Below are 16,750 nucleotides of genomic sequence, written 5' to 3' on the forward strand. Positions count from 1 at the left end.
TATAAGTACTGAATGCAAGTACCCATACGATAATGATAATTAGACCTACGCCAAAGGTCGCGAGAAGAGTACCTTTTAAATTCTCTTCTGACGAAGACTTTTTATGGTTTGCCATGTCTCTCCCTCCTAAATATTTCAATTGTGTTACTTCACGTTCATCATAATAAAAATAAATCCTCTTAGATGTGATAAAAATCACAGTTCTTGGATGGAAATGTGAAATTACTGTGAAAAGCTAAAGATGCACTTTCGTGTTGTTGTGTGTCGAACGGAATCGAACGGGCTGAATATCCGGCTGAAGATTCATGGATTTCCGGCAAAGAACAGCTTCATTTTTTATTCATGAAAGAACACCCCTTTCTTTAAAAAGAAGCAATCAACAATTTCCGGTAGCCTTGTTTGAATCCTTCGCCTCAGTTTGTCGACAGCCGATTTGCATCTTTTGTAATTTAATTACCTTTTTTTATAAAAGAAAAACTCGAAATAAATTGAAATTTGTATATTTCATCTGTTTTGATTATTATGTATAATTTTGATAAAGATTATCATTATTAATGAAGGGGATCTTTTGGATGGTGTACGTGTTTATTGCCATGACGATTGTTGCGTACTTTGGGATCGGTGCTTATATCCTGAAAAATGTTTCGAAATAGTGCCAATCATTGGCGCTTTTTTATTTGCCAAAAAAATCTTTTTATTTTCTAGCGATTTTCCTTGAAAAGCATGATAATATTATAATTGTGACAAAATTGAGGCAAAGGGGTATTTGTTGCATGAATACTTTCGACGAGAAAATTGAAGAGCTGCTACAACAGGCCGCAATTCAATACATAGTGTTCAAACATAATGAAGATGAAGAGCGGATGGAAAAGCTTCATTTGTTTGCGAAAAAACTGTTGCAAAAAGAATATGTAATTGGATTTGCGGGCCATTTTTCCGCCGGGAAATCCAGCATAATCAACGCATTATCAGGAGAAGATATTTTGGCGTCAAGCCCCATTCCTACGAGCGCAAATATTGTAAAAGTGCACAAATCGGATGAAGATTTTGCGATTTGTTATATGAAAGATGATAAACCTGTTAAATTCGAAGCAGGTTACGATATAAAAACAGTCAAAGAATTGAGCAAAAACGGGGAACTTGTCACGCAGATTGAAATCGGTCACAAAGATTCCAAATTGCCGGCCGGGGTGACGGTGATGGATACACCGGGGGTCGATTCGACGGATGATGCCCACCGGATGAGTACGGAATCCGCATTGCACATCGCGGATATTGTATTTTACACAATGGATTACAACCATGTTCAGTCCGAATTGAACTTCCAATTTACAAAACAGTTAATGAAATATAATCTAAATGTGTATTTAATTGTCAATCAAATTGATAAACATAATGAAAATGAACTTTCCTTCGAGGAATATAAACAATCCGTATACAATTCCTTTAAAGCGTGGGGAGTGGAACCGAAAGGGATCTTTTTCACTTCGCTGAAGCAGCATGATCATCCGCACAATGATTTTGAAAAGGTAAAAAGCATTGTGATGGATTCCATGGAGCATTGGCAGGAACGGCTTTTGGAAACCGCCGAAAACACGCTGAAAAAAATGCAAAGTGAACACTTGGCATTTTTGGAAGAAGAAAAAAATGCCCGTTTCGAAGAGTTCTCCGAAGTTTTATCGGCCGATGAATGGGAAAACCGTGAAGATTTATTGGAACAATATGAGAAATTAAAACTCCAAACGAATTTGTTCTCACTTGAAAATTGGGAAGAAAGTTTCAAAGTAAAACGCAATGACATATTGGAAAATGCGGCCATTATCCCTGCCGATTTCCGCGAAAAATTGCGTCTTTATTTGGAAAGCCAGCAAGAAGGATTTAAAGTGGGGGGCTTATTCGGTTGGAAAAAGAAAACGCAGGAAGAAATCGAGCGCCGCAAGAAAGATGTTTATGACCAATATCAATCCATTTTGCAATCACAAGTTATCGGCCACATGAAATCTTTGATGAAGCAGCAATTGAAAGATGTCGGTGCGTTAACGGATGATAGGGCAAGCCAAATTGACGCCATGGCCTTTGATGCGCCGTTCAGTCTGATTGAAGAATGCGTGCAGAAAAATGCCATTGTAACGGGAGATGCGGTATTGAACTTTGCCAATCGGGTAAGGGAGGCAACACGCCGCTATTTTATCCGTGAAACGGATGCCTGGAAAGAAAGCCAAATACCGTTATTGCAAGAAATCAGCGTAACATCCCAGGCGCCTGTCCGGCAAAAATTGAAACATTTAGAGAAGAAAGTGAAGGCGATTCAAAGCATTTCCGAAATGGACGAACGGAAATCCTTCCTGGAGCGGCAGCTTGTCCATGCTTCCAAAAATATTAGGGATGAAGCGAAAAAGAAAAAGGAACAATGGGAAAAACAATTTGAACAAGAACTGAAAGAAGTCCGATTATTTGATCCGTCCATGTTGAAGAAGGAGCAAAAAGAGGAGGAATACGCTGAACTTGCACCGGAGCAAGTCAACCTATCGGTGAAAGGTGAAGAAGTGGTTGAAAACGCCGTCCGCACCGCAAACCTTGTAAAGCGGGTTGAAGGCTTTGAAGAAGTGGCCGACTTCTTGTTGAAAAAGGTGGAAAGACTTGAACATAAAGATTTTACGATTGCCTTATTCGGCGCTTTCAGTGCAGGAAAATCCAGCTTTTCCAACGCATTGATGGGCGAAAAAGTATTGCCGGTGTCCCCAAACCCGACAACGGCGGCAATCAACAAAATCCGGCCTGTCGATGCAAACCATCCTCACGAAACAGCCGATGTGCAGCTGAAGACGAAGGAGCAATTATTGGAGGATATTCAGTTTGCCTATGAAGCGATTGGAATGACTGTGCAATCGTTGGAGGAGGCTTTCAACCGCGCTGAAGAAGCTTTGAATGTTGAATTGAAGGATGAGCGGTTGAATGTCCATAAATCCTTTATCCGCGCCTATCAGGAAGGCTATCCGGAATACATCGGAAAACTCGGCGAGGTGCTCCGTGTAAACAGGGAAGAGTTTGAACGTTTTGTTGCCGAGGAAAGACGCTCCTGCTTTGTGGATAACATCAATTTCTATTATGATTGCCCGCTGACCCGCATGGGCGTGACACTTGTCGACACGCCTGGGGCGGATTCCATCAACGCCCGGCATACAGGGGTTGCATTTGAATACATCCGCAACGCCGATGCCATTCTCTTTGTGACATATTACAACCATGCCTTCGCAAAGGCGGACCGGGAATTCCTGATCCAGTTGGGCCGCGTAAAAGATGCCTTTGAATTGGATAAAATGTTCTTTATTGTGAATGCCATCGACTTGGCAAAAAATGAAGAGGAAGCGGAAGAAGTGAAGGCATACGTCCGCAATGAATTGCAGCGTTTTGGCATCCGATTCCCTAAATTGTTTGGTGTGTCCAGTTTGCTTGCGTTGCGTGAAAAGCAGGAAAAAGCGGAATATGCTTCCGGCATGCAGCCATTTGAAGAAGCCTTTTACCGTTTCTTGAACGAAGACCTTGCATCCATCGCAATCCAAGCGCTTCATGAGGAAGTGGAAAAAACCCATCAACGCTTGTCCGATTTAATCACGCAAACAGAGGAAAACTTAAAACGGAAAGATGAGCGCCTGGAAGAACTCGCCCAATTAGAAAATTATGTGGAAAAGCATTACAGCAGTGCGTCTACCAGCATGATTGAAAGCGATACGAAACAAGAGCTCGATGAATTATTATATTACGTACTGCAACGGGTATATTACCGTTATCCTGACTTTTTCAGAGAAAGTTATAATCCATCGACTTTTGCGGCATTATCGCCTCAGGAAGCTTTAAGCAAAGCATTGAAAGAAACATTGAGTTCATTGAAATTCGACTTTGCCCAGGAGCTTCGGGTGACGAATTTCCGCATCGCCCAATTCATTCAAAAACAAATCAAAGAACGTTTCAAAGATGAAAGCCGTTCTTTGAAAGAAATGAATCCGAGCTTCTCATTTATCGCTTATGAATTCGAAGATGCGGAATTATTGGATTTTGAAGGTCCATTTGAAGACTTCAATAAATATGCATCCGTGAAATCCTACTTCAAGAACACGAAATCCTTCTTTGAAAAGAATGAGAAGGAACAGTTGAAACAAGCGTTGGAAGATATGACAAAACCGGATGCGGAGCGTTATTTGGAAGAAGAAAAGCAGCGGATGATGGACTGGGCGAAAGAGCAAATTGCGAAGGAAGCGGAAGGATTGCGCAAGCATATTTACCACCAAGCGATGAATCAAATCCACACAGAGCGTCTGTTATTGCAGGAAGAAAGCCGTTTGGAGACTTGGAAAGAAATATATCAACAATTGCAGAAGGTGGAGTTGAAATAAGGAAGAGGGGGAGATATTCCCCCTTTTTATTTTGAAAAACAACCGGAAAAAGAAATTTTTGGGGAACTTTGTAACCTTTTCCGCTTCCATTCGACTAATTGAACGAAAACAAAAAAGAAAGGAGAGAAAGCATGAAAAAAACCTTGTCAACTCTTTGTGCATTGGCATTGCTCGGCAGCTTTGCAGTGCTCCCGGACGCGCGCGTACAAGCGCAAGAAAACGCTCCCAACGAGACTGTGGAAAAAAGGCGGAGGTTCAATTCAACTATTTTCAGGTGAGCGGAACAATCAGTAAAATCTCGAAACAAGAGAACGGCCAATTCTTTGCCACAATTGATTCGGAACAAAATCCTTTTGGTTTTTACTTCGATGATGAAACTTTGGTATTTGATAATGCCGGAAATGCGGTTGAATTGAAAGAGGGCATAAAGATAACCGCCTTTGTCGATGGTACAAAGCCGATGATCATGATTTATCCGCCTCAATATTCGCCGGATGTGGTCATTGTTAATACGGACAATCCGGGCACGGTTCAGTTGGACAAATTCGACCAAAAGTTTTTAAATGCGGCCAAAGATTTGTACATTCACTTTGATGAAAAAACGGAAATTATCAATTTATCCGGCAAAAAATTAAAGAAAGACTCGGTGATCGATAAGGAAGTACTGATTTTCTATGAAGTTGTGCTTGAATCCTATCCGGCACAAACAGGCCCGTCAAAGGTCATCGTGTTGGAACGGGATGAGAATGGGCAACAAGCATCAAATATAGAGAAAGCATATAAAATTGCGGAACAGGATCACTATTATATCAACAATGTGAAAATGGTGCCGTTAAGATTGATAGCCGAACAGCTTGGATACAGGGTGGATTCCACCGGGAATGGAGCGGTTGTATCCAAGGGCTGCGTTTTCTATATCATTACGAGAGGCAAAACAAGCTACATCCAAAACCAAACAACGAAACAGTTCGCTAAGGCGCCTGCACTGTTGGAGCCACGTAAAACATACGTGCCATACGACTTTATCGAGGAACTTGCAGGGAATTAATTAGATACATCGGGTTACCAATCATGAATGGGACACTTCAAATCATTTGGGGTGTCTCTTATTTTTTTTGTTGAAATTATGAAAATTTTATGACAACTTCATTTTTTGATCAATTGAAGTATGTGAAAAATATCATATTTGGTTTAGTAAAATAGTGTGTTTTTATCTTCACAAATAAAACATTGATTTCACAAGATTTTATTTGTGAAAAATGCGCTTTTTATTATATTTATATAATAATTCGCTATTCAAAAATATAAAAAAAGGTCATTATCAGAAAGATGAAAACGCTTTAAAAACATCGTATTATCAACATTTTTAGGCTTTCATCCAAATTTGTTATTGACTTTAATCAAGTAAAGTAATATTATACAAAAAACAATATTTATAAAAAGAGAAATAAGGGGATGAGAAAAATGGATGTTATGAAAGAATCGTTGGAAATGCATGGCAATTTTAAGGGGAAGATGGAAATTGTATCTAAGGTGCCTGTCAATGATGCGCGGGATTTGAGTTTGGCCTATTCTCCCGGGGTCGCGGCGCCTTGTCAGGAAATCGAAAAAAGCCCAATGCGGGTCTACGATTATACAATAAAAGGGAATTTTGTTGCGGTCATTTCCGATGGAACTGCGGTGCTCGGCTTGGGGGATATAGGTCCGGAAGCGGCACTTCCTGTAATGGAAGGAAAGGCTTTGCTATTAAAACGATTTGCGGATGTGGATGCGGTGCCAATTACATTGGGCACAAAAGATGTAGACGAAATCGTAAAAACAGTAAAGTTGCTTGAACCGACATTCGGTGCCATCAATTTGGAAGATATATCAGCCCCTCGCTGCTTCGAAATCGAAGAACGGTTAAAAGCCGAGTGCAATATTCCGGTTTTCCATGATGATCAACATGGAACGGCAATCGTGACTGCTGCCGGATTGGAAAATGCATTGAAAATTGTCGGGAAACGAAAAGAAGATGTAAAAGTGGTGATAAACGGTGCAGGTGCAGCCGGAATTGCTACGTTAAAACTCTTGAGAAACATCGGATACCAAAATATTGTGATTTGTGACTCGAAAGGCATCATCTATGAAGGCCGTCCATCAATGAACCCGATAAAAGATGAAATTGCAAAAATTTCGAATCCCGAAAAATTGACAGGAACTTTGGATGACGCCATTCAAGGGGCGGATATCTTCATCGGTGTATCCGTAGCAAACATATTGACGAAGGAACATATCGAAGCCATGAATCGCGATCCGATTGTTTTTGCATTGGCGAATCCAAATCCGGAAATCACATACGACAATGCAAAACGTTGGGGAGTGCGGATCATTGGAACTGGACGATCCGATTATCCAAACCAGGTCAATAACGTTTTAGCGTTCCCTGGCATTTTCAGAGGCGCATTGGATGTTTTGGCAACAGAAATCAACGAAGAAATGAAAATGGCAGCTGTAAAAGCGATTGCTTCGCTGGTTGACGAAAAGGATTTGCATGAAGATTATGTCATTCCAAAACCATTGGATGAAAGAGTGGTTCCGGCTGTGGCGAAAGCGGTGGCGGATGCGGCGGTAGAAACTGGGGTATCCAAACTGTACAGCTTGAATAAGTAATGTGATTTAATAGAAACGATGTTGGCTTGGTTTGAAAAGGCACTTCATCCCAAGCCATATTTTCTTATGCATGAAAATCTTTGATGATCAGGATGGTTTCAGAGAAATGCATCAAATTCAGATGGAAAAAAGAAGGACGATTGGCGCGGGAACAAATCCCGCCAACCGGCCGGAAAATCTTTATTTTTTACCCCCTTTTTGTTAGATGGAATCCCCAATTTATCGAATGATTAATAAACCCCTTCAGCAATCATCCCGTCTGCTACTTTAACAAATCCTGCGACATTTGCGCCAACCATCAGATTTCCAGGTGCACCGTATTTTTCAGCGCATTCTTTGGAAGTTCTATAAATATTTCTCATAATATCGCGGAGTTTTTCATCCACTTTTTCGAAAGACCAGTATGTGCGGCTGGAGTTTTGCGCCATTTCCAACGCAGATGTTGCCACACCGCCTGCATTGGCGGCTTTCGCAGGTCCGAATAATACGCCATTTGCCAAATATTCATTGATTGCTTCTGGAGTTGAAGGCATATTAGCCCCTTCAGCAACTACTTTTACGCCATTAGCGATTAAAATTTTTGCAGATTCTCCGTCAATTTCATTTTGTGTTGCACAAGGCAATGCAATATCGCATGGAATTGTCCAGATGCCTGTGCAGCCTTCTGTATAAGTTGCGTTTGGACGATATTCCACATATTTTTTGATTCGTTCGCCTTTTACTTCTTTGATTTCTTTTACAACATTCAAATCGATGCCGTCCGGATCATAAACATATCCGTTGGAATCGGAGCAGGCCACAACTTTTGCGCCTAAATGTTGGGCTTTTTCAATCGCATAAATGGCAACATTACCGGAACCGGAAACAACCACAGTTTTTCCTGATAAAGTATCATTCGCATCTTTCAACATTTCTTCTACAAAGTAGATTAATCCGTAACCAGTTGCTTCTTTGCGGACCAAAGAACCGCCGTAGCCAGGTTGTTTACCAGTAAGAACACCTGCTTCATGCATTGCTTTAATGCGTTTATATTGGCCCCATAAATAGCCGATTTCCCGGGCGCCTACACCGATATCCCCGGCAGGAACATCGACATCAGGACCGATATGGCGATACAATTCAGTCATAAACGCCTGGCAGAAGCGCATAATTTCTGCGTCGGATTTTCCTTTAGGGTCAAAGTCGGATCCGCCTTTGGCACCACCGATTGGAAGCCCTGTCAATGCGTTTTTAAAGATTTGCTCAAAGGCCAAGAATTTCATGATGGATTCGTTTACTGTAGGATGGAATCGTAATCCGCCTTTGTATGGACCCACTACGTTATTAAATTGAACGCGGTAACCGCGGTTTACATGAACGCGGTTTTGGTCATCCTGCCAAGTGACGCGGAAAGTGATGATGCGATCCGGTTCAACGATACGTGATAAAATGTTTTGTTCAATGTATTCTGGATGTTGTTCAAATACAGGAACTAAAGTGGAGAATACTTCTTCCACCGCTTGAAGGAATTCTGTTTGATAACCATATTTATTTTTAAGCTGATTATACACAGAATCGATGTACTCTTTTGCTTTGGATTGGTTTTTTACTTCAGTAGTCATTTGCATTTCCCTCCCAAAAATCTTATGAGAAAATGTTATTATGATTTTTCAAACAATTCAATATACGATTTTTTCCTCAAGGAAAATAAATTGTAAAAAAATTCTAAATAAAATTATGTTTATATAATATTTATTTCCTGAAATTAGTGAAAGGATTGGTGCTTATCATCAACGTTCTAATTGATGCGGATGCGTGCCCAGTCGTTGATATTGCTGTATTTGTTTCATCTCAATATGAGATAAAACCATTCTTGTTTTGCGATACTTCTCATCTTATTAATAGTAAGAATGCAATAACAATTCAAGTGCCGGAAGGGCGGGATTCCGTTGATTTTGCTATAGTGAATGCGGTTTCAAAATATGATGTGGTGATTACCCAGGACACTGGTTTGGCTGCCATGTGCCTGGCAAAAGGTGCCTTCGTATTGAATCAAAATGGAAAAGAATTTACAGAAGAAAATATCGAATTAATGCTGTTTTTCAGGCATGAAAATGCAAAATTTCGCCGTGCAGGAGGAAGAACAAAAGGGCCTAAAAAACGAACAGAGAAAAATAATTTGGACTTTGAAATAAAATTTCGACAAATTTGTGAACGTGCGATTTCATTGAAAAAGGAGAGTCAGAATGGTTGATTTTCAACGCAATCTTTCGGAAAAAGAACGATATATATTCGAAAAAGTGGAAAATTCCATTCCGGTTCTATGGATAAATCCGAACAAAACGGATCGTTTTCCTGAAAATCATTCCTATTCTTTTCAGGTAGTTCTGGAAGCGGAAAAACGTTTAAAAAGGTTTAGTAGTTATATAAAGTTAGTCTTTCCGGAAACAAAAAATTTACAAGGAATCATTGAATCAAAATTAATAGAAATACCGAATATGAAGCAATTGATTGAAAAACATGCAAATAAGCCGCTGGCCGGGAAGCTTCTATTAAAATGCGACCACGAACTTCCGGTTTCAGGATCCATCAAAGCGCGCGGAGGCATATATGAAGTATTGAAATTTGCGGAACATATCGCTTTTAAACATGGATTCATAAAAGAAACGGACGATTATGCCGCTTTTCAACGCAGTGAATTTAAAGAATTATTCAGCCGTTATAAAATTGCGGTCGGCTCGACGGGGAATCTGGGGCTCAGTATCGGCATTATGGCAGCAAAATTGGGGTTTCAGGTGACGGTGCATATGTCAATGGATGCCAAAGAATGGAAGAAGAAACTGCTTCGTGAAAAAGGGGTCCAAGTCATTGAATATGCATCAGATTACAGTCTGGCGGTGGAAGAAGGAAGAAGGCAGGCGGCGGATGATTCGATGTGCCATTTTGTCGATGATGAAAATTCAATTGACTTATTCAGCGGATATGCGGTCAGTGCACTGCGATTAAAAAATCAATTGGAACAACTCAATATTCGGGTCGATCAGGAGCATCCATTGTTTGTTTATTTGCCTTGCGGGGTAGGCGGTGGTCCGGGGGGCGTGGCATATGGCTTAAAGGCGATTTATAAAGAGCATGTGCACATATTCTTCGGAGAGCCGACCCAGTCCCCTTGCATGCTTTTGGGGATGATGACAGGATTGCACGACAACATTTCGGTGATGGACATAGGTTTGACGAACCGTACCGAAGCGGATGGGTTGGCGGTGGGACGGCCTTCCAAATTTGTAGGGAAGTTGATGGAGCCGATTTTAAGCGGCTGCTACACAGTAGCGGATGATTTTTTATTCGAAAGTTTGAAGGAAATGGCCCGGACGGAGGGCATTTTTATGGAGCCTTCAAGCCACGCAAGCGTATATGGGCCGATACAGTTGCTGAAAGAAGGGAAAACGTATTTGGAACATCATGGACTGCTGGATAAGCTCAATCAAGCAACCCATCTTTTATGGGGAACCGGCGGCAATATGGTGCCTCAGGAGGAAAGGGAAAAATACTTAAATAAGACCATCTAATAAGGTTCAACATAATGTTAATTTCTTCGGGCCGTCCTGCATATCAGCCGATTGGACCTCAATCATGGCAATTATGCCTGCGAAAGATAAAAAATAGGCTTATCCAAAAGGGGAAGATGTTCATTCCCTTTTGGATAAGCTTTTTATTCGTAAGCCCGAATTCAAATGACGCATTGAAAAACTTAAAACAGGGATTAAAAAAGCGTACCTATTAGTACGCATGACAAATAGCCCTACAATCTTGAATTTTTTCAGATTGAGGGCTATTTTGCTATTGCACATGATTCACGTATATTTTTAGACCAAGGCAAGTAGCGATCGATTATTTCTGGTTGCTGATGGATTGGGAGGTTTGGGAGTTCTGTCAATACTTTGACCAAGTATTGATAGAAATCAATTCCATTAGCTTTTGTCGTTTCAGCTAAACTCAAACAAACGGCATTGGCATCAGCTCCCAATTCACTCACAGAGAAAAGCCAGTTCTTCCGACCAATCACACTCGGACGAATCGCATTTTCTGCTGGGTTATTGTCAATCGCAATTCGACCGTCATATAGAAATGCTTTTAGACCTTCGGCATGTTTCAAGGTATAGTTTGCCGCTTCCGCAAGGGCACTTTTGCCGTAAAAAGGAGATTCATCTACCCATTGTAAGAATTCTTCCACAATCGGTTTGGAATATTTTTTTCGTGCTTTTCGACGTTTGCTTGGTGAAAGTTTCTTAAACTTTCGTTCCAATTCGTAGAGTCGATTACAATATTCTACACCTTTTTCGGCGTTTTTACTGTTGGCTTTTAGCCATTTTCTACGCACATGTGCCCAACAATTGGCGAATGTGACGTTAGGTAAACCAGCGTATGCAGAATATCCGTCACAAATGATGGTTCCCTTGAACTTTTCCACGAAGTCTTTTAAAACTTCCCGACTTCGCGATAACGCACTATGAAACATGACGATGGTCGGCCCTTGAGAAGCAACGCTTCGGAATACCCAGTTATAAGCATTAGACTGAGCCGACTTTCCATCCGAACGGTTGAGTATTTGAGCGTATGTTTCATCAATATGAAGAATTGATTTTTTCATAAGGAGCTCTTTCATACGATGGTAGATTGGATGAAGCCAATCCTCCGCGATTCGAATCACCCAGTTCGATAAATTTTTATCGTTTGTAAGGAGACCATAATGGTTCCATTCCTTTACCTGGCGATATAAAGGTAAATATTGAACAAACTTATCGTAGATGATTTTTGCCAAGACCGTTGGTCCAGCAATACTTCGTTGAATCGCTGGTTGTGGTGCTTTGCCTCGTTTGATTTGTGAATTTTTGCTGAGATCTTTTTTACAATTCCTGCACTCATAAGCGTGTTCGATATGTCGAACACGCTTCACAATAGCCGGTATAAATTTTGCTTCCTCACGAACAATCGTGCTGCCGATCTCTGTCATCTGAGATTGACAACACTCGCATTGTAAGTTTTCAGGGTGATGATGAATTTCTTCAATTTCTAAACCATCCACGAAGAAATCGTTTCGTTTCTTTTTATGTATTTTACGAACAACTGTATAGGTAACAGTGTCCGTGCTTTGTTCTTCTGTGTGCTCAGGTTCGTTAAAAAAAGAGTCATCATCAAATAAAGAACATTGTCCATCTGGAGCTTGGTACTTTGATTTTTCTGATTTTGAGCCATAAAGAAGCTTTGTTAAATAGCGAACTTGTTGTGACAACGATTCAATTTGTTTCAACAGTTCTTCATTTCTCTTATTGGATTGCGCGAGTTGTTCTTCTAATAATTGAATTAATTTTTCATTCGAATCATTGCTCACATCATTCACCACATTTCCGTCCAAATTCAATAATGTCTTGATTATATCACTAGTAATCATTGGTTAAAAGACACCTTTTTTAGATTTTTGTATGGCTTTCGGTTGATGAATTGTGAGTCCTTCAAGTAACCAACGAAGTTGTTGTTGCGTGAGCCGACGAACTTCATTTTTATTTCGTGGCCATTGGAGTTTGCCATTATCCAATCGTTTATAAAGCATAGCGAAGCCATCTCCATCAAAGTATAAACATTTATAACGATCTTTCCTTCGACCGCAAAACAAGAAGATTGCCTCGCTGTATGGATCGAGTTCGAATGAATCCTGAATTAGCGTTGCTAGACCGTCGATTCCTTTTCGCATATCTGTATGACCGCAAATGATATAGATATTTTTGCATTTTGTAAAATCATGAATCATTTCGATTCAACTCCCTGATAACCGCTTGAAGTAATTGAGGTTTGACACCGGGGTAGAAGGAGATTTTACACTGATTGGATTGAATGACGCATATTGGTCTGAGTGGACCACGACTTGCTGGGGATGGAGTTGGATCAGATTTGGACTCTAATTTTACAGGCACGATATTGAGTTTTTCCGTTGTCAAAAAAAGAACACCTCCTCTGTAATTGTTACTTTCATCTTACAGGGAGGTGTCATTGATTTATAGGCGTTGTTTGATTTCGGGCTTACTTTTATTCGGCCAATATTTCCTTTACCGTCTCTTCCACTTCGCTCCGGCTCATTTTTTCTTTTCCTTCTTTCAAAGCGTTCAACGTTTTATGGGCAAGGGCAAGCGGCAAACGGCAGAAAAGCATAATGGATCGTTTCGTGATATCTTTCATATAGAGATCGGCTTTGCGCAAATTTTCCTCCGAATAGTTGAACAAATCCTCCAATGTCCATCCATCCGGAATGAAGCTGACGCCCCGCTTTTCGAGATCTTCCTTTTTATTTCTTAGAATATTGACAGCCTGCAAGCCGCGTCCATATCCGATCGCAAGTTCCCGGTCCGTTTTGACTTTGCTGTCCCATTCCCATAAATCCGAAAGCATGACGCCGACAAGTCCTGCGACGTAATATGTATAATCGTCGAGATCTTCCTTTGTGCGGACTTGCCAGTTGGCTTTCGCCCATTTGGCCATTCCAAAAGCCATTTCACTTGCTGCATTGCAAACTATATTTTTGGCTCCTGAAGGCAGAAGGGAAATCCAGTCGTTCATGCGCAGCGTCACTTCAGGCAAGTATTGTCTAACCGGCTCCAACAATTCCAGATAGCGGCCGTTAGGAAAAGCTTCTTCTTTTAATAAACTTCCGGTTTCCATTAAAATGTCATGCTTCAAGCCGTTCGTTACTTCCGGATGTTCATTGTCCTCGATTTCATCCAGGGCGCGCATGATCAAATAGGCATTGGCAACAGCCTTTTTTAAATCTTTTTTTAGAAATGTGATGGGAATATAGAAGGTGCGGCTCGTTTCTTTCAATACTCTCATCGCATCTTTTTCAAGCGCTTTTTGGTTCATTTGTCCGATTATCCTCCGATCCGTTACTCTTCCTATCTATCCTAACATTCATTTTCCCAAAAGGAAAAACAAAACTCCTAAAAACTATTATAGACAAGGAAAAACCATTATTTGCACATCAAAATAACGATCATTGGAAAGGTATGTTATGCAAAAAAGCGTGTTTTTATCGCTGCTTTTCGATACAATGGGGTGGGACAGTTTAATAGATAAAGGTGGATTCATTCGTGCGAAAGGAAACGTATATATTTTTGGATATAGAGGCAGATGTAGTGCGCGGAAAACAACATATCATTGAAATCGGCGCCGTGAAATGGCTTCCGAATGATCGAGTGGAGTTTTTTTCCGAATTCATCCAGCCATATAAATTTAAAAAATTAAATAACCGGATTCACGAGTTGACGGGCATACATACTGAAGATCTCCTTTCAGCTCCCCCCTTTAAACAGGTCATAAAGCGCTTTAAGGAGTGGACTCAAGGGAATACCATATTCGTTACTTTCGGGGAATTTGACCGTAAATTATTGGAAGAGGAACTCCTCCGCAACCGTATCAAACGGCGTTTCATTTATCCGATCGTTGATTTTCAACAAAAATATATGATTGACAATCAGATTAAGGTGCAGCCAAGTCTAAGCGATTTAATGGCAAAATTTGATGTCGTTGCCGCAACACAACATCGGGCATTGGATGATGCCATTTCCCTTTTTCAAATTTTTAAAGCCGCCGATGGCCACGGGATGATTGAAAAGCAAAAGACGAATCAATTCGCCCTTTTGTTAAACGAAAGCCATCATGGGGAGAATGGGGCCGAAGTCTATTTTACATACGTAACCGGCGAGGTTTTTCCTTCCGATATCAAAATCCATTCGATGGATTCCATTCATCAATCCTTATCATGTATAAAAAAAGAACGGGAAGAGGTTCAAGAAGACGGCAGCATCATCAAAACGGAATGTCATGAAATTCTCCCAAGCGAAGAATTGGCAAAATTTTTGCGCTCAATCGTAAACGACTTGGATCGGAAAGTGCTGATCACCCGTTCCGGTTTAAGGCAGATTTCGCGCCTCAGCCGCCTGCACCAATGCGTCTTTCCGAAAACGGAAGTCATGACATTGCAAAATTTATTGATGGAACCTGATGCAGTAAATCAATTCACGATGAACGGCCAAACATTGGATACATATGAAAGAAAAATTTATAAATTATTATTCAAATATAAATACAAACTAATAAAAGAGTTTAAAAGGAGAAATTTAATTACGGGACAGGTAGTAAAAGTTTAATTTTATTCATAAAAATTATATAATTTTACTATAATGAATTTCTGTTTTGAATTTTAATAAAATTTTAAAAAATATTGAAATGAAAAAGGAATACGGTTAAAGTGTAGAGAGTGGATTAATAAAAGGAGAGCGTTTATGCGGAAAACAATAGGAATTGATGCAGGAGGCACTTTAACAAAAGTCGCTTACTTGAATGATCAAAATGAATTCCAATTTAAAGCGTTCCCTTCAAAAGACTTATCTATGGTGAAGGAATGGATTGAATCCTTTCCTGAAATCGAAGAAATCGGTATTACCGGCGGCAGGACTGAACAGCTATTATCCAAGCTGAAAATCAATAAGCCCATTGATTATGTTGTGGAATTTGATGCAACGATCAAAGGGGTAAAATATTTGTTAAAAAAGGAAGGCCACAATATCCAAAAAAGCATCATTACAAATGTAGGCACAGGCACAAGCATCCATTATATGGACAATGAGAAGCATGTGCGCGTCGGCGGGACAGGCATCGGAGGAGGCACATTAACGGGACTGGCCACTATCATAACAGGCCTTTCCGATTTTAAGGAAATAACGGAGATTGCAAAGCAAGGGAAAAGGGAATTCATTGATCTGTTTGTAAAGGATATTTTTGAAGGAATGGAGCCTCCGATCGAAGGACATTTGACGGCAAGCAATTTTGGGAAAGTCAATTTATTGAACAATACGTCCTACAAAATCCCTGATTTGTTGGCCACAATCCAGGCGCTGGTTGGCGAAGTCATCACGACATTGAGCATCCAGTATGCGGATATGAAAAATTCCGAAACGATTATCTATATTGGATCGACATTGGCGAATAACGAACATTTAAAAGAAGTGATTGCCAATTATACGATTCTGAAAAAGCACACGCCGGTCTTTTTGAAAGATTGCGGTTTTTCAGGAGCCATCGGTGCGCTATTAAACAAAGTCGAACAAAGAGAAATCGCCAAAACATAAAAATGGGATTCTTCAAGCGGAAGAATCCCATTTGTTTTTAAACCGCTGATTACATCCCTTTGCGGATGGCTTGCCGCGCCAGTGCATCAGCGGCTTTATTTTGTTGTTCCGGTATCCATTTGATGAAAAAGAGTTCAAATTCTTCGGCCAGTTTCAGAGCGGTTTCCAAATAAGGCTTAAATTGTTCGCTTTTTACATACCGCTTTTCAATGGAATTTACTACAATTTTTGAATCCGAGCGGACAGAAACGAAAGAGGTGCCAAGTTTTTTGGCTTCTTCCAGCCCGCGGATCAGTGCGATAAATTCCGCAACATGATTGTTTGATTCGCCGATATATTCGCCGATTTGGATGGAATGTCCTTCCCCTTTAATAAATAATCCGATTCCGCTCGGACCAGGATTGCCGCTACTGGCCCCATCAATATAGACTTCCAGCATAGTTCCCCCATTTTCTTTTCACAATAAAATATATTCTAATCTTATTATAGCGCGAATATGAAAAAACGGTGAAAGGATTCAACTGCCAGTGTTTATGGAAATCGAAA

Annotated in this window: 12 protein-coding genes; 7 read left to right on the forward strand and 5 right to left on the reverse strand. The window is 40.5% G+C overall.

From position 1 onward, the window contains the following. The first annotated feature begins 773 nt into the window (after nucleotides 1–773). From NST62_RS05125 to NST62_RS05135, 3 genes are all read left to right on the forward strand, one after another. Nucleotides 774–4,394, forward strand: a complete 3,621-nt coding sequence (locus NST62_RS05125; protein WP_342463197.1) for a dynamin family protein — start codon at nucleotides 774–776, stop codon at nucleotides 4,392–4,394. A 58-nt stretch (nucleotides 4,395–4,452) separates the two neighbouring features. Continuing rightward, the gene (locus tag NST62_RS05130) at nucleotides 4,453–5,442 is read left to right on the forward strand and encodes a stalk domain-containing protein (protein ID WP_342463198.1); all 990 of its coding nucleotides are present in this window, start codon (nucleotides 4,453–4,455) and stop codon (nucleotides 5,440–5,442) included. A gap of 416 nt (nucleotides 5,443–5,858) precedes the next feature. Next, complete coding sequence (locus NST62_RS05135) at nucleotides 5,859–7,046, forward strand: malic enzyme-like NAD(P)-binding protein (protein WP_141600884.1); 1,188 nt, start codon at nucleotides 5,859–5,861, stop codon at nucleotides 7,044–7,046. A 230-nt stretch (nucleotides 7,047–7,276) separates the two neighbouring features. Here the strand turns inward: NST62_RS05135 and gdhA are convergent, their stop codons facing one another. Next, nucleotides 7,277–8,653 (reverse strand): NADP-specific glutamate dehydrogenase, encoded by a 1,377-nt coding sequence (gene gdhA / locus NST62_RS05140; RefSeq protein ID WP_181733124.1) that lies wholly within the window; start codon nucleotides 8,651–8,653, stop codon nucleotides 7,277–7,279. 158 nt (nucleotides 8,654–8,811) lie between these two features. On the opposite strand from gdhA, the gene NST62_RS05145 reads away from it, so the two are divergent. Together NST62_RS05145 and NST62_RS05150 are read left to right on the forward strand one after the other, a co-directional pair. Beyond that, nucleotides 8,812–9,279: a YaiI/YqxD family protein gene (locus NST62_RS05145; protein ID WP_342463280.1), complete on the forward strand. Its 468-nt coding sequence runs from the start codon at nucleotides 8,812–8,814 to the stop codon at nucleotides 9,277–9,279. Further along, nucleotides 9,272–10,594 carry a D-serine ammonia-lyase gene (locus NST62_RS05150; RefSeq protein WP_141600882.1) on the forward strand — a complete coding sequence of 441 codons (1,323 nt, stop codon included), beginning with the start codon at nucleotides 9,272–9,274 and terminating at the stop codon, nucleotides 10,592–10,594. The genes NST62_RS05145 and NST62_RS05150 overlap by 8 nt, the downstream gene beginning before the upstream one ends. Nucleotides 10,595–10,857: 263 nt before the next feature. On the opposite strand, the gene NST62_RS05155 is transcribed toward NST62_RS05150, so the two are convergent. The 3 genes from NST62_RS05155 to NST62_RS05165 all read right to left on the reverse strand — a co-directional run bounded on the left by NST62_RS05155 (nucleotide 10,858) and on the right by NST62_RS05165 (nucleotide 13,937). Continuing rightward, nucleotides 10,858–12,477 (reverse strand): IS66 family transposase, encoded by a 1,620-nt coding sequence (locus NST62_RS05155; protein ID WP_211358719.1) that lies wholly within the window; start codon nucleotides 12,475–12,477, stop codon nucleotides 10,858–10,860. A gap of 3 nt (nucleotides 12,478–12,480) precedes the next feature. Continuing rightward, the gene (gene tnpB / locus NST62_RS05160) at nucleotides 12,481–12,834 is read right to left on the reverse strand and encodes an IS66 family insertion sequence element accessory protein TnpB (RefSeq protein WP_141603390.1); all 354 of its coding nucleotides are present in this window, start codon (nucleotides 12,832–12,834) and stop codon (nucleotides 12,481–12,483) included. A 275-nt stretch (nucleotides 12,835–13,109) separates the two neighbouring features. After that, the gene (locus NST62_RS05165) at nucleotides 13,110–13,937 is read right to left on the reverse strand and encodes a phytoene/squalene synthase family protein (protein WP_141600881.1); all 828 of its coding nucleotides are present in this window, start codon (nucleotides 13,935–13,937) and stop codon (nucleotides 13,110–13,112) included. Nucleotides 13,938–14,164: 227 nt separating this feature from the next. Between NST62_RS05165 and NST62_RS05170 the strand changes: the two genes are divergently transcribed. Beyond that, entirely contained in the window at nucleotides 14,165–15,223 is a 1,059-nt protein-coding gene (locus NST62_RS05170; RefSeq protein WP_181733123.1) for a 3'-5' exonuclease, read from the forward strand. 135 nt (nucleotides 15,224–15,358) lie between these two features. Next, nucleotides 15,359–16,204 carry a type II pantothenate kinase gene (coaW, locus tag NST62_RS05175; RefSeq protein ID WP_141600879.1) on the forward strand — a complete coding sequence of 282 codons (846 nt, stop codon included), beginning with the start codon at nucleotides 15,359–15,361 and terminating at the stop codon, nucleotides 16,202–16,204. Between the two features lie 49 nt (nucleotides 16,205–16,253). Here coaW and NST62_RS05180 read toward each other — a convergent pair whose 3' ends face one another. After that, nucleotides 16,254–16,643, reverse strand: coding sequence for a ribonuclease HI family protein (locus tag NST62_RS05180; protein WP_141600878.1), 390 nt, complete (start codon nucleotides 16,641–16,643; stop codon nucleotides 16,254–16,256). Nucleotides 16,644–16,750 lie beyond the last annotated feature (107 nt).

The organism is Ureibacillus sp. FSL K6-8385 (assembly GCF_038593155.1).
GTDB classification, from domain to species: Bacteria; Bacillota; Bacilli; order Bacillales_A; family Planococcaceae; genus Ureibacillus; species Ureibacillus terrenus.

Excerpts from the sequence above, each read along its gene's own strand:
- NST62_RS05125 (WP_342463197.1), top strand. The coding sequence starts at position 774 with ATGAATACTTTCGACGAGAAAATTGAAGAGCTGCTACAACAGGCCGCA.
- NST62_RS05135 (WP_141600884.1), top strand. The coding sequence starts at position 5,859 with ATGGATGTTATGAAAGAATCGTTGGAAATGCATGGCAATTTTAAGGGG.
- gdhA (WP_181733124.1), bottom strand. The coding sequence starts at position 8,653 with ATGCAAATGACTACTGAAGTAAAAAACCAATCCAAAGCAAAAGAGTAC.
- NST62_RS05150 (WP_141600882.1), top strand. The coding sequence starts at position 9,272 with ATGGTTGATTTTCAACGCAATCTTTCGGAAAAAGAACGATATATATTC.
- NST62_RS05155 (WP_211358719.1), bottom strand. The coding sequence starts at position 12,477 with ATGATTACTAGTGATATAATCAAGACATTATTGAATTTGGACGGAAAT.
- tnpB (WP_141603390.1), bottom strand. The coding sequence starts at position 12,834 with ATGATTCATGATTTTACAAAATGCAAAAATATCTATATCATTTGCGGT.
- NST62_RS05165 (WP_141600881.1), bottom strand. The coding sequence starts at position 13,937 with ATGAACCAAAAAGCGCTTGAAAAAGATGCGATGAGAGTATTGAAAGAA.
- coaW (WP_141600879.1), top strand. The coding sequence starts at position 15,359 with ATGCGGAAAACAATAGGAATTGATGCAGGAGGCACTTTAACAAAAGTC.
- NST62_RS05180 (WP_141600878.1), bottom strand. The coding sequence starts at position 16,643 with ATGCTGGAAGTCTATATTGATGGGGCCAGTAGCGGCAATCCTGGTCCG.